Consider the following 12,464-nt stretch of genomic DNA (forward strand, 5'->3'; position numbering starts at 1 on the left):
CCGGTCTGCGCCAGCGCTACACGGCTCCGCGGGGGTCCGGCGGCCTCCGGCGCACGGGGTGACCTGCGCCGGGCGGGGGACCGATACGATGTATCGCGAGCGGACGAGGGAAGTCCCCGGCTCGCACATCGATCGACCGCAGCTCAGGAGGGCCCGATCCGTATGAGTACCCCCGACAGGCCCGTGACCGCCGCAGAGGACTCGACCGCCCGCGTCGAGGCGACCCGTGTCCGCACCGGTGGCGACGACCCGAACAAGGTTGCCATGTTGGGCCTCACCTTCGACGACGTTCTCCTTATACCCGCCGCATCGGATCTCATTCCGAGCAAGGTGGACACGTCCAGCCAGCTCACCCGCGAGATCCGGCTGCGCGTCCCCCTGGTGTCCAGCGCCATGGACACCGTCACCGAGGCACGCATGGCCATCGCCATGGCTCGCGCCGGAGGTATGGGCGTCCTGCACCGCAACCTGTCCGCGGCCGATCAGGCGGCGCAGGTCGAGGTGGTCAAGCGATCCGAGGCCGGCATGGTCACGGATCCGGTGACGTGCTCGCCGTCGGACACGCTCGCCGAGGTCGACGCGCTGTGCGCCAAGTTCCGCATCTCCGGCCTGCCCGTCACCGACGAGCGCGGCGAACTGGTCGGCATCATCACCAACCGCGACATGCGGTTCGAGGTCGACCAGAACCGCACCGTCGCGGAGGTCATGACCAAGGCTCCGCTGGTCACCGCGCGCGAGGGTGTCACGGCCGACGCCGCGCTGGGCCTGCTGCGTCGTCACAAGATCGAGAAGCTGCCCATCGTCGACGGACACGGCCGGCTCACCGGTCTGATCACCGTCAAGGACTTCGTCAAGACCGAGCAGCACCCCTACGCCACCAAGGACCGCGACGGTCGCCTGCTGGTCGGTGCCGCCGTCGGCGTCGGCGACGACTCCTGGTCCCGCGCGATGCTTCTCGCGGAGGCAGGGTGCGACGTGCTCGTCGTCGACACGGCGCACGGGCACAACTCCCAGGTCCTCGAGATGGTCAGCAAGATCAAGGCCGAGGTGGGCGAGCGTGTCCAGGTCGTCGGCGGCAACATCGCCACCCGCTCGGGAGCGCGCGCCCTGGTCGAGGCGGGTGCGGACGCCGTGAAGGTGGGCGTGGGTCCCGGTTCCATCTGCACCACCCGCGTCGTCGCCGGCGTCGGTGCCCCGCAGATCACGGCCATCCTCGAGGCGGTCGCGGTGTGCAAGGCCGCCGGTGTGCCCGTCATCGCCGACGGCGGACTGCAGTTCTCGGGTGACATCGCCAAAGCTCTCGCCGCCGGCGCTTCCACCGCGATGCTCGGATCCCTGCTCGCGGGCACCGCCGAGTCGCCCGGTGAGCTGATCCTGGTGGGCGGCAAGCAGTTCAAGAGCTACCGCGGCATGGGTTCGCTGGGCGCCATGCAGGGACGCGGCGCGTCGAAGTCCTTCTCCAAGGACCGCTACTTCCAGGACGACGTGCTGGCCGAGGACAAGCTGGTGCCCGAGGGCATCGAGGGGCGTGTGCCCTTCCGAGGCCCGCTGTCCCAGGTCATCCATCAGCTCACGGGCGGACTGCGGGCCGCGATGGGCTACACGGGGTCGAACTCGGTGGAGGAGCTGCAGGAGGCGCAGTTCGTGCAGATCACCTCTGCCGGACTCAAGGAGAGCCACCCGCACGACATCACCATGACCGTCGAGGCACCGAACTACACTGCCCGCTGACTCGATTCCGGCCGGAGTCGAGCGCCTCCCGACCCACGAGGTCCGGGAGGCTTACGAGAGAGGACGCGCGTGCGCGACCTGGTGGAAATTGGCATGGGCCGCACGGCTCGACGGACGTACGAGCTCGAGGACGTGGACATCGTCCCGTCCCGGCGTACCCGGTCGTCGAAGGAGGTGTCGACGGCATGGCAACTGGACGCCTACCGCTTCGACATCCCGATCGTCGCGCACCCGACCGACGCGTTGGTGTCTCCGTCGTTCGCGATCGAGCTGGGCAAGCGCGGTGGCCTCGGCGTCATCAACGGTGAGGGCCTGTGGAGCCGCCACGCCGACGTGGAGTCGGTGATCGATCAGCTCGTCGAGCTCGCGGAATCGGACGTCGACGCGGACGCGCCGGTGAAGATGCTGCAGAAGCTCCACGCCGCACCCCTGCAGCCGGATCTGCTGGCCGCCGCCGTCGCGCAGGTGCGGGAGGCCGGTGTCACGGTCGCCGTGCGCGTCAGTCCCCAGAACGCACGGTCGCTGACTCCGGCACTGGTGGCCGCGGGCATCGACCTGTTGGTCGTGCAGGGCACGATCATCTCTGCGGAGCACGTGGGGCACCCGAGCGAGGAACCGCTCAACATGAAGACGTTCATCGCCGAGCTCGACGTTCCCGTCGTGGCCGGCGGCGTGAGCGACCACCGCACCGCCCTGCACCTGATGCGGACCGGCGCCGCGGGTGTCATCGTCGGGTACGGATCCACCGAGGGTGCCACCACCACGGGCGAGGTCCTCGGTATCGGTGTCCCGATGGCCACCGCGATCGCCGACGCCGCCGCCGCCCGTCGTGACTACCTGGACGAGACCGGCGGCCGGTACGTGCACGTGCTCGCCGACGGCGGGATCTCGACATCGGGTCATCTCGCGAAGGCCATCGCCTGCGGTGCGGACGCCGCCGTGCTCGGCGCACCGCTCGCCCTGGCCGACGAGGCTCCCGGCCGCGGCTGGTACTGGCCGTCGGCAGCGGCGCACCCGTCGATGCCGCGCGGTGCGTTCCTGCCCGTGTCGTTCGGCGAGGACCGTCCGTCGCTGGACCGCGTCCTGTCCGGTCCGTCGACGGACCCGTTCGGTTCGCTGGACCTGGTCGGCGGCCTGCGACGGTCGATGGCCAAGTCGGGCTACTCCGATCTCAAGGAGTTCCAGAAGGTGGGCCTCAACATCCGCGGATAGTCGCGACCAGTTCCTGTCACCCGGATTCACACGTACGGTATCGTGGTGCCGATCACGTCCGGGTCTATCAGGAGGTCTCGATGAGCGACGCAACCACGACGAGCGCCACCCCGCACTACGACGTACTCGTCGTGGGGTCCGGCTTCGGTGGCAGTGTCACGGCGCTGCGGCTCGTCGAGAAGGGGTACTCGGTCGGCGTTCTCGAGGCCGGGCGTCGGTTCGAGGACGACGATTTCGCGTCGACCAGCTGGGACCTGAAGAAGTTCCTCTGGGCGCCGAAGCTGGGCTGTTTCGGCATCCAGCGCGTCCACCTGCTGCGTGACTGCCTCATCCTTGCCGGCGCCGGCGTCGGCGGCGGGTCGCTGAACTACGCCAACACGCTCTACCAGCCGCCGCGGACGTTCTTCCAGGACCAGCAGTGGTCGCACATCACCGACTGGCACTCCGAGCTGACGCCGTTCTACGAGCAGGCGCAGAAGATGCTCGGTGTCGTGCAGAACCCGCACATGACCCCGGCGGACCACGTCATGAAGTCCGTCGCGGACGACATGGGCGTCGGCCACACCTTCATCCAGACGCCCGTCGGCGTGTTCTTCGGCGACGAGCCCGGCAAGACCGTGCCGGATCCGTACTTCGGCGGCATGGGCCCGGACCGCACCGGCTGCATCGAGTGCGGCGAGTGCATGACGGGCTGCCGCCACAACGCCAAGAACACGCTGCTCAAGAACTACCTCGGCCTCGCGGAGAAGGCCGGCGCGGACATCGTGCCGATGACCACCGTCACCGACCTGACACCGCGACCGGACGGTTCGTGGGTCGTGTCCACCGAGCGGACCGGCGCGCGCCTGCGCAAGGGCCGTGCCACCTACACCGCGGGGCACGTCGTCCTCGCCGCCGGCACGTGGGGCACCCAGCAGCTCATGCACAAGTTCCGCGACACGGGTTCGCTGCCGAACCTCTCGCCCACGGTCGGGCGCCTGACGCGCACCAACTCGGAGTCCATCGTCGGCGCGGGCAAGCTGACCTACGACCCGTCGATCGACCTCACCCGCGGTGTCGCGATCACCTCGTCGTTCCACCCCAGTGCGGACACGCACATCGAACCGTGCCGCTACGGCAAGGGCTCCAACGCGATGGGCCTGCTGCAGACGCTCATGACGGACGGCGGCGGCCGCACCCCGCGGTGGCTCAAGTTCCTCGCCGAGGTGGTCAAGAACCCCGTCCGGTTCCTGCGCATGATGAACACGCGGCACTGGAGCGAGCGCACCATCATCGCGCTGGTGATGCAGAACCTCGACAACTCCATCACCACCTTCACCAAGCGTGGTCCGTTCGGGCGTCGCCACGTCAGCAGCCGGCAGGGACACGGCGAGCCGAACCCCACGTGGATCCCGATGGGCAACGAGGCCACCCGGCGCATCGCGAAGAAGATCGACGGGATCGCCGGCGGGACGTGGGGAGAAGTCTTCAACATCCCGCTCACCGCCCACTTCCTCGGCGGCTGCGTCATCTCCGAGGACGTCGAGAACGGCGTCATCGACCCCTACCACCGCGTGCACAACTACCCGACGCTGAGCATCGTCGACGGCTCGTCGGTGTCCGCCAACCTGGGCGTCAATCCCTCGTTGACCATCAGCGCGCAGGCCGAGCGGGCCGCGTCGCTGTGGCCGAACAAGGGGGAGAAGGACCTTCGGCCCGCGCAGGGTCTGCCGTACGAGCGCATCGAACCCATCGCACCCCGCAGCCCGGTGGTTCCCGCGCACGCACCGGCGGCGCTCGTGCTGCCCATCGTCGAGATCCGGACGCCGACGAGTACGCCGCCGTCCTCGACGCGGGTCGCCAGCCACGCGGGCAGCACCGGCGCGGCATGAGGGCGGACGCGCTCTCTAGACTGTGCGCGTGACCGACTCCCCGCAGCAGGATCCCGTCCCGCCCCTCGAGAACGCGAATCCGGTGCTCGTTGTCGACTTCGGCGCGCAGTACGCCCAGTTGATCGCGCGGCGCGTCCGTGAGGCACGGGTGTTCTCCGAGGTCGTGTCACACACGATGACGGTCGACGAGATCGCGGCGAAGAAGCCCGCGGCGATCGTGCTGTCCGGTGGTCCGTCGAGCGTCTACGCCGAAGGTGCGCCGCAGCTCGATCCGGCGCTGTTCGACCTGGACGTCCCGGTCTTCGGTATCTGCTACGGGTTCCAGGCAATGGCGGGCGCGCTGGGAGGCACCGTCACCCACACGGGCACCCGCGAGTACGGGCGCACCGACATCGACGTCTCCGGCGGAACGCTGCACGACGGGCTGCCGTCGACGCAGCCCGTGTGGATGAGTCACGGCGACGCCGTCACCGAAGCTCCCGAGGGCTTCGAGGTCGTGGCGACCAGTGCCGGCGCCCCCGTCGCCGGCTTCGAGAACCGGGCACGACGCCTCGCCGGGGTGCAGTATCACCCGGAGGTCCTGCACTCGCCGCACGGTCAGCAGGTGCTGTCCCGGTTCCTGCACGACATCGCCGGCATCGCGCCGACGTGGACGGCGGCGAACATCGCGGACGCGCTGGTCGAGCAGGTGCGCGAGCAGGTGGGCGACGGCCGGGCCATCTGCGGTCTCTCCGGCGGTGTCGACTCCGCGGTCGCCGCGGCGTTGGTGCAGCGCGCGATCGGTGACCGCCTGACGTGTGTGTTCGTCGATCACGGACTGCTGCGAGCGGGAGAGCGCGAGCAGGTCCAGCAGGACTTCGTCGCCGCCACCGGCGCCCGATTGGTGACGGTGGACGCCGTGGACACCTTCCTGCGCGAGCTCGACGGCGTCTCGGATCCGGAGACCAAGCGCAAGATCATCGGCCGCGAGTTCATCCGATCGTTCGAGGGTGCGGTGAGCGCGGAACTGGGTGACAGTGCGGCGCACGGGGAGTCGATCGACTTCCTCGTCCAGGGCACGCTCTACCCGGACGTGGTCGAGTCCGGCGGCGGGAGCGGTACCGCCAACATCAAGAGCCATCACAACGTCGGCGGTCTGCCCGAGGATCTGCAGTTCTCGCTCGTGGAGCCGCTCCGGCTGCTGTTCAAGGACGAGGTCCGCGCCGTCGGCCGGGAGCTCGGCCTGCCCGAGGAGATCGTGGCGCGGCAACCGTTCCCCGGCCCGGGTCTGGCCATCCGCATCATCGGATCCGTGACGCCCGATCGCCTGGCGACGCTGCGCCATGCTGACGCCATCGCCCGCGAGGAGCTGACGATGGCGGGTCTGGACTCCCAGATCTGGCAGTGTCCCGTGGTGCTGCTCGCCGACGTCCGCAGTGTGGGTGTGCAGGGCGACGGCCGGACCTACGGTCATCCCATCGTCCTGCGTCCGGTGTCGAGCGAGGACGCGATGACCGCGGACTGGACCCGGCTGCCGTACGACGTGCTCGAACGGATCTCCACCCGGGTCACCAACGAGGTGCGCGAGGTGAACCGGGTGGTGCTCGACGTGACGAGCAAGCCGCCGGGCACCATCGAATGGGAGTGAGCCCGGCGGCGGACCGCCTGCGGTCGAACGGCGAGAGCTCTACTGCGAGCGTGACTTCCGGCGCCTGACGGGTGCCAGGACGAGGGCCACGCCGACGACGATCGCGGCGATCACCAGGGTCCAGCCCGACGCGGCGCCGGCGACGATCGCGGTGGGGTCCGCGCCGACGAGCGTCGGGATCGCCAGCAGCAGTGCCGCCACACCGGCGATCAGCAGGACCGGTGAGGGTCCGCGGCGATCGGTACCGCTCGTGTCGTGTCCGGTCTCATCGGTCACGGTGCACCTCCAGGTTTCCCAGCGCAGTGCTGGCCTCGATGGTCAGGGTCGGTCCTGCCGTCCCGTCGGATCCGCCGTCGACCCCGCCGGCGCCGATGCAGTTCGCGTTGCCGACGGCGCTACTGCAGTCGGTGACGACGTTCATGGTCGGTGACAGCAGGATCTCGGTGTTGCCGACGGCCTTCTCCACGGTCACGGTGCGGTCCTCGGTGAGGTCGAGCCCGCGCAGGTCGAGGACGAAGTTCCCCACACCGGACTCGTACGCGGGCGCCAGCGCGGCCATCGACGTGGGCGCGATCGTCACGTTGCCCATGTTCGGCGACTCGACACCGCGCAGGTCCTGCACGTCGACCAGGGACGACACGAGGACGAACCCGGCGAGCGGGGCCGCGAGAACGAGCAAGCCGTAGCCGCGCCGCAGGAACGCGCCGATGATCAGTCCGATGCCGACGACGGTCAGCGCCACCGCGCCGACACGGGGAGCGGTCACGACGGCGGCGCCCGTGGCGGCGCCGATGCCGATGGTCACGGCGGAGGCGATGATGGCGAGGCCGATCACCGTGGACGTCAGGTGCGACTTCCGCGTCGGTGCGGGGACCGGGAGAACGGGCCGACCCGGTTCGGGGAGGTCCCAGGCGAACGGGGCGACTCCCAGAGGATCCCAGCTCGGAGGCGGCGGAGTGGACGGTGTGTCCGGGTCGTCCTTCGACAACGAGACGGGCGCGGGGTGGGCGGCGGGTTCCGGAACGTACTGGTCGGGGAGCGTCGAGTAGGCGTTCCACTGCTGTGCGGCCGGATCGTGCGCGGAGAGGGGAGCGCCGGCGAGCTCGGCCGGTGTCGGCGCGTTCGGAGTCCGACGGAACAGCAGGTACAGGGCCCCCAGCATGGCGATCGTGGACACCAGCCCCGATCCCATTCCGAGTGGTCCGACCGTGAGGACCGAGATGACGAGAGCGACGGACAGCACCACGGCCGTCGTGTGGGAGTCCGATGTGCGGCCGCGGCCGAGCAGCGACTCCGCCGGCGACACGACATCGCCGCGGCGCGGAAGCACCAGCCAGGCAGCGAGATACAGGACCAGGCCGGATCCACCGAACAGGGTGGAGACGACGAACGCGACACGGACGAGAACGGGGTCGACGCGGTAGCGGTGGCCGATTCCGGCGGCGACACCGGCACCGGGGCCCTGATCGGGCAGGCGCACGGGTCGGGTTCGCCAGATCTCGGACAGCTGGGCGGACGCGGTGGCGTGGGTCATGGATACATCCTGGGCTGCCGAGGCGTCCCGGCACATCGGGGCGAACCCTGATTTCGCCGGTGTCCACGCGTCGCGCGACTCGACCGAGATGGGGGAGAACCCCGATACCGCGGAGCCGTGAGCCGTGCCAGTATCGAGGCGTGTCCACCCTGCCCGCACAGCCTCCGCACACGCGGGAGCCCCCCGGCCGTCCGCCGTTGCCGACGCCGGCGCTCCGTCGCCGTGCCGCCGGACGTGTCGTCGGCGGTGTCGCGGGCGGTGTCGCCGATCACTTGGACGTCGACGTGTTCCGGGTGCGGGTCGTCTTCGCGGTGCTGTGCGCCGCGGCCGGCGCCGGTGCCGTCGCCTACGGACTGCTGTGGATCTTCACCTCCGCGGGTACCGACGTCCGCAGGCCGGACCGCTCGGAGAAACGTCGCGCGTACGGGCTGATCGCCCTCGGGATCGGCGGCGCCGTCGCGCTGGGGTCGGGGCTGACGGGCAGCTCGTCCACGATCATCGCCCCTGTCGTCGTCGTCGCGCTCGGCGCCGCGCTGGTGTGGCGGGAGTTCGACGCGGCCGGGACCCGGACGGCGGACACCCGGCCTCGGCACGCACGCACGTCGGTACTCGGGTGGGCGCGCATCGTCGCCGGGGTCACGCTCGTGATCATCGGGCTCTGTGTCGTGCTCGTCGCCCGCGTGGACGTGCGGGCGCTGCAGTCGTCCCTGCTCGCCGTCGTCGTGACGCTGGTCGGGGCGGTACTGCTCACCGTCCCGCTCTGGATGCGGTTGTGGCGCGCCCTCGGTGACGAGCGCGCGGCACGCATCCGGAACGACGAACGCGAGGAGATCGCGTCGCACCTGCACGACTCCGTGCTGCAGACCCTCGCCCTGATCCAGAAGCAGTCCACCGACTCCGCCGAGGTGATGCGCCTCGCGCGCAGTCAGGAACGAGAGCTGCGCAAGTGGCTGTTCGGGGGAGACCGGGACGACCACGCGTCTCTCGTCCGCGCGTTGGCCACCATCGCCGGTGAGGTCGAGGACCACTACGGTGTGACCGTGGATCCCGTGACCGTGGGCGACGTGGCTCTGGACGAGCCGGTCGAGAGTTCGGGGTTGAACCGTGAGGTCGCCACCGCTCTGCTCGGAGCCACGCGCGAGGCACTCGTCAACGCCGCCAAGCACTCCGGGGTGACCTCCGTCGACCTGTACGCCGAGGCGGGCTGCGACACCGTCGAGGTCTTCGTCCGCGACCGCGGGTGCGGATTCGATCCGGACAGCGTGCCGCAGGATCGCCAGGGCCTGGCGCGCAGTGTGCGGGCACGCATCGAACGCCGCGGCGGCTCTGTGCGGGTGCGGTCCGCACCCGGGCAGGGTTCCGAGATCCACATCTGTGTGCCGCGGGTGCGCGGCACGGGTACCACCGGGCACGCGGACTCCGTGCCCGACACCGCGAGAGAGGAACGGTCCGCGTGACCCTGCGAGTCTTCCTGGTCGACGATCACGGAGTGTTCCGGTCGGGGGTGCGCGCGGAACTGGGGCGCGAGACCGACATCGAGGTGGTCGGTGAGGCCGGGGGCGTCGCGGACGCGGTCCGCGGTATCGACGAGATCCGTCCCGACGTCGTCCTGCTCGACGTGCACATGCCTGACGGCGGTGGGGTCGCCGTTCTGCAGTCCATCGCGGAGGGCCCGGTGTGCCTGGCGCTCAGCGTGTCCGACGCCGCCGAGGACGTCATCGCCGTGATCCGCGCCGGTGCTCGGGGTTACGTCACCAAGACCATCTCGGGGTCCGATCTCGCCGACGCGGTGCGCCGCGTCGCGGGCGGTGACGCCGTGTTCGGACCGCGGTTGGCGGGGTTCGTCCTCGACTCGTTCACCGGTCGCTCCGCGGCACCGGAACCGCCGCTCGATCCGGAGCTCGACTCCCTGACGCCGCGCGAGTTGGAGGTGCTGCGCCTGCTCGCCCGCGGCTACACCTACCGCGAGATCGCCGAGACGCTCTTCATCTCGATCAAGACCGTCGAGACCCATGCCTCGAACGTGTTGCGGAAGACGCAGCAGTCCAACAGGAACGCCCTCACCCGCTGGGCACACCGACGGCGCATCGAATGAGGGCCCGTGCGGTCGCGGCCGTCGTCGTCGGCCTCGGTGGGCTCGCCGCGGGTCTGGTGGCCGTCGTCTCGTCGATGCTCGAGACCCGCAGCATGGTGGTCGTGGGTCCCGCCTCCGCAGCGCCGATCCTGTTGTGCGTGACCGTCGTCGGAATCCTGGTGTGCCTGCTCGCGCGGCGGTGGTGGATCGCCGCGGCGTCCGCCGTTCTCCTGGGGTCGGCCGCAGTGGTCGTGGTGCCGTTGTACGTACCGGGCGCCGCGGGAGTCGCCGATGCCGCCCCCGGTGAGCCGCTGCGCGTGATGCAGGCGAACGTCAAACTGGGAGAGGCGGATCCACAGGCACTGGTGGCGTCGGTGCGGGAGCGCCGCATCGACGTCCTGACCGTGCAGGAGCTCACCGAGGAGTCGGTGGGGGCGTTCGACGCCGCCGGGCTCTCCGCCGCGTTGCCCTACCGGTTCGTGGCGCCGTATCAGGGCGGCGCGGGCGCCGCGATCTACAGCCGGTTCCCGCTGTCGAACGGCCGGGAACTGCCCGGTTACCTGCTCGCGAGCGTGACGGCAGATCTCGATGTCGGTGCGGCGCAGCCGCTCCGGGTCTACGCGGTGCATCCGGTGCCGCCCTGGCCGACACCCACCCCGGTGTGGGCGTCGGAGCTCGACATGCTCGGTGACGAGTTGGCGCAGGCGTCGCCGGGAGCGGTGATCGTCGGCGGTGACTTCAATTCCACGCACGCACACAAGCGGTTCCGCGATCTGCTCACCGGTGGATACGTCGACGCCGCGGACGCTGTCGGTGCAGGGCTGATCCCGACCTACCCGATGGACACGTGGTACCCACCGGTGGTCGGGATCGACCACGTCGTGGTGCGGGACGCGCAGGTGCGCTCCCTCGAGCCCGTCGACATCGTGGGATCGGATCACCGGGGGCTCGTCGCGACCGTCGACGTCCCCTGACCCACCTCGATCTCGCGAGTACGTCCGAACTGTCGTCCTGTGGTGGATGTTCGCGACAGTACGGCCGTACTCGCCGGGTCGGGAGCGGGTCAGAGCACCAGGAGCAGGACGATGAGCAGGAGCAGCACCGCGCCGCCGATCGCGAGGTAGAGCGGCAGCCCGGCGGGGGCGCTGAAGGACTTGGGTTCCTTCGTCTCGAACGCGGGCGGCGAGTACGTCGGGCGTGGGGCCGGCCCGGGTGCCGGCGTGGTGGACGCCGCGGTCGGACGCGGAACCCGATCCAGAGGGGTGGCGGTGTCCGCTGCCGGGAGCCCCGTCATGGTGCGGCCGTGGATGCGTTCGCCTCGCCGGGAGGTGCCCGGGACTCGGGAGCCGCGCAGCGCCCAGAACGGGACCTGACCGTCGGCCGCGCGCAGCGGGTGGTTGATCACCGATCCGGCGTTGCCGTTCTTGCCCACGGCGAGGGTGACGAAGCGGGTGCGGACCTCGGCCATGGTGGGGCGGCGCGCGGGGTCGGGTTCGAGCATGTGCAGCAACGTGGCCGTCATCGGTCCGCTCTTGCGCGGTGGGATGATGCGCCCCCCGGCGACGCGGTGCAGCAGGGCGATGGAGTCGGCGTCGATGCCGAAGGGTGGTTGTCCCTCGGTCGCGGTGTACAGCGTGGCGCCGAGCGAGAAGACGTCGCTGGCCTCGGTGGGGTCCGCGCCGCGCGCCACCTCGGGTGCGAAGTACGCGGGGGTGCCGGTGATGACGGCGCTGTTCTCCTCGTGCGTGTCCGTCTTGGCGCGCGAGATGCCGAAGTCGCTGATCTTGACCATGCCCAGCGCGCTGCCGCGATCGGCGACCAGGATGTTGCCCGGCTTGATGTCGCGGTGCACGATGCCGGCGGCGTGGGCGGCGGTGAGGGCGTCGGCGATCTGGGCACCGATCTGGATGACCTCGTCCGGGGGCAGCGACTCGGCGATGTTGAGGGCCATCGCGAGGCTGCGGGCGGGGAGGTACTCCATGATGAGCCAGGGCTCGCCGCTGTCGAGTGCGACGTCGTGCATGGCGATGGCGTGCGGGTTGTTCAGCTGGGCCGCCATCCGCCCCTCGCGCATGGCGCGTTCGCGGATCTCGCGGGCGGCCTCGGGAGTGAGGTCCACGGTCGAGGTGGCCTGTTTGACGGCCACCTTGCGGCTGAGCAACGTGTCGCTCGCGAGCCACACCGCGCCCATTCCGCCGCCGCCGAGCTTGGAGTCGAGTCGGTAGCGACCGGCGAGGAGGTAGTCGGGTCCGATGACCGGTCGCGTGCGCCCCGAGCCGGCCACCGCTCCGCTGGGCTGCTGGTGATCAGTCACGGTGTTCGAGGTTATCGGACGAGCCGATCGAGTGCCGGGCAGGGCTGTCACCAGGACGTTTCCGGGCGTCTTGACGTTCGAACGGGCAGCGGCTTTACTGG

10 protein-coding genes are annotated in these 12,464 nt (G+C 70.3%); 7 read left to right on the forward strand and 3 right to left on the reverse strand.

Translation table 11 applies throughout. From position 1 onward, the window contains the following. The first annotated feature begins 264 nt into the window (after positions 1–264). The 4 genes from guaB to guaA all read left to right on the forward strand — a co-directional run bounded on the left by guaB (position 265) and on the right by guaA (position 6,441). Positions 265–1,731: an IMP dehydrogenase gene (gene guaB, locus HQ314_RS13560; protein WP_261781714.1), complete on the forward strand. Its 1,467-nt coding sequence runs from the start codon at positions 265–267 to the stop codon at positions 1,729–1,731. A gap of 69 nt (positions 1,732–1,800) precedes the next feature. Beyond that, positions 1,801–2,943 carry a GuaB3 family IMP dehydrogenase-related protein gene (locus tag HQ314_RS13565; protein ID WP_027503786.1) on the forward strand — a complete coding sequence of 381 codons (1,143 nt, stop codon included), beginning with the start codon at positions 1,801–1,803 and terminating at the stop codon, positions 2,941–2,943. Positions 2,944–3,023: 80 nt separating this feature from the next. After that, positions 3,024–4,814, forward strand: a complete 1,791-nt coding sequence (locus HQ314_RS13570; protein ID WP_222650316.1) for an FAD-dependent oxidoreductase — start codon at positions 3,024–3,026, stop codon at positions 4,812–4,814. Between the two features lie 28 nt (positions 4,815–4,842). Continuing rightward, complete coding sequence (guaA, locus tag HQ314_RS13575) at positions 4,843–6,441, forward strand: glutamine-hydrolyzing GMP synthase (RefSeq protein ID WP_056442621.1); 1,599 nt, start codon at positions 4,843–4,845, stop codon at positions 6,439–6,441. Positions 6,442–6,480: 39 nt separating this feature from the next. On the opposite strand, the gene HQ314_RS13580 is transcribed toward guaA, so the two are convergent. Then, positions 6,481–6,717, reverse strand: coding sequence for a hypothetical protein (locus HQ314_RS13580; RefSeq protein WP_222650317.1), 237 nt, complete (start codon positions 6,715–6,717; stop codon positions 6,481–6,483). Beyond that, positions 6,707–7,975, reverse strand: coding sequence for a PspC domain-containing protein (locus tag HQ314_RS13585; RefSeq protein WP_222650318.1), 1,269 nt, complete (start codon positions 7,973–7,975; stop codon positions 6,707–6,709). Before HQ314_RS13585 ends, HQ314_RS13580 begins: the two co-directional genes overlap by 11 nt. A gap of 149 nt (positions 7,976–8,124) precedes the next feature. Here HQ314_RS13585 and HQ314_RS13590 point away from each other — a divergent pair, with 149 nt between their 5' ends. From HQ314_RS13590 to HQ314_RS13600, 3 genes are read left to right on the forward strand one after another with little or no spacing between them, the layout of a single operon-like run. Next, a complete protein-coding gene (locus HQ314_RS13590; RefSeq protein WP_374197838.1) occupies positions 8,125–9,432 on the forward strand; it encodes a sensor histidine kinase in 1,308 nt (435 codons plus the stop codon). Positions 9,433–9,434: 2 nt separating this feature from the next. Beyond that, positions 9,435–10,070 (forward strand): response regulator transcription factor, encoded by a 636-nt coding sequence (locus HQ314_RS13595; protein ID WP_222650511.1) that lies wholly within the window; start codon positions 9,435–9,437, stop codon positions 10,068–10,070. Continuing rightward, positions 10,067–11,023 carry an endonuclease/exonuclease/phosphatase family protein gene (locus HQ314_RS13600; protein ID WP_222650320.1) on the forward strand — a complete coding sequence of 319 codons (957 nt, stop codon included), beginning with the start codon at positions 10,067–10,069 and terminating at the stop codon, positions 11,021–11,023. Before HQ314_RS13595 ends, HQ314_RS13600 begins: the two co-directional genes overlap by 4 nt. Positions 11,024–11,112: 89 nt before the next feature. Here HQ314_RS13600 and HQ314_RS13605 read toward each other — a convergent pair whose 3' ends face one another. Continuing rightward, positions 11,113–12,363: a serine/threonine-protein kinase gene (locus tag HQ314_RS13605; protein WP_231476091.1), complete on the reverse strand. Its 1,251-nt coding sequence runs from the start codon at positions 12,361–12,363 to the stop codon at positions 11,113–11,115. Positions 12,364–12,464: the final 101 nt, after the last annotated feature.

It is taken from the genome of Rhodococcus sp. BP-332 (genome assembly GCF_019836065.1).
In the GTDB taxonomy this organism is placed as follows: domain Bacteria; phylum Actinomycetota; class Actinomycetes; order Mycobacteriales; family Mycobacteriaceae; genus Rhodococcoides.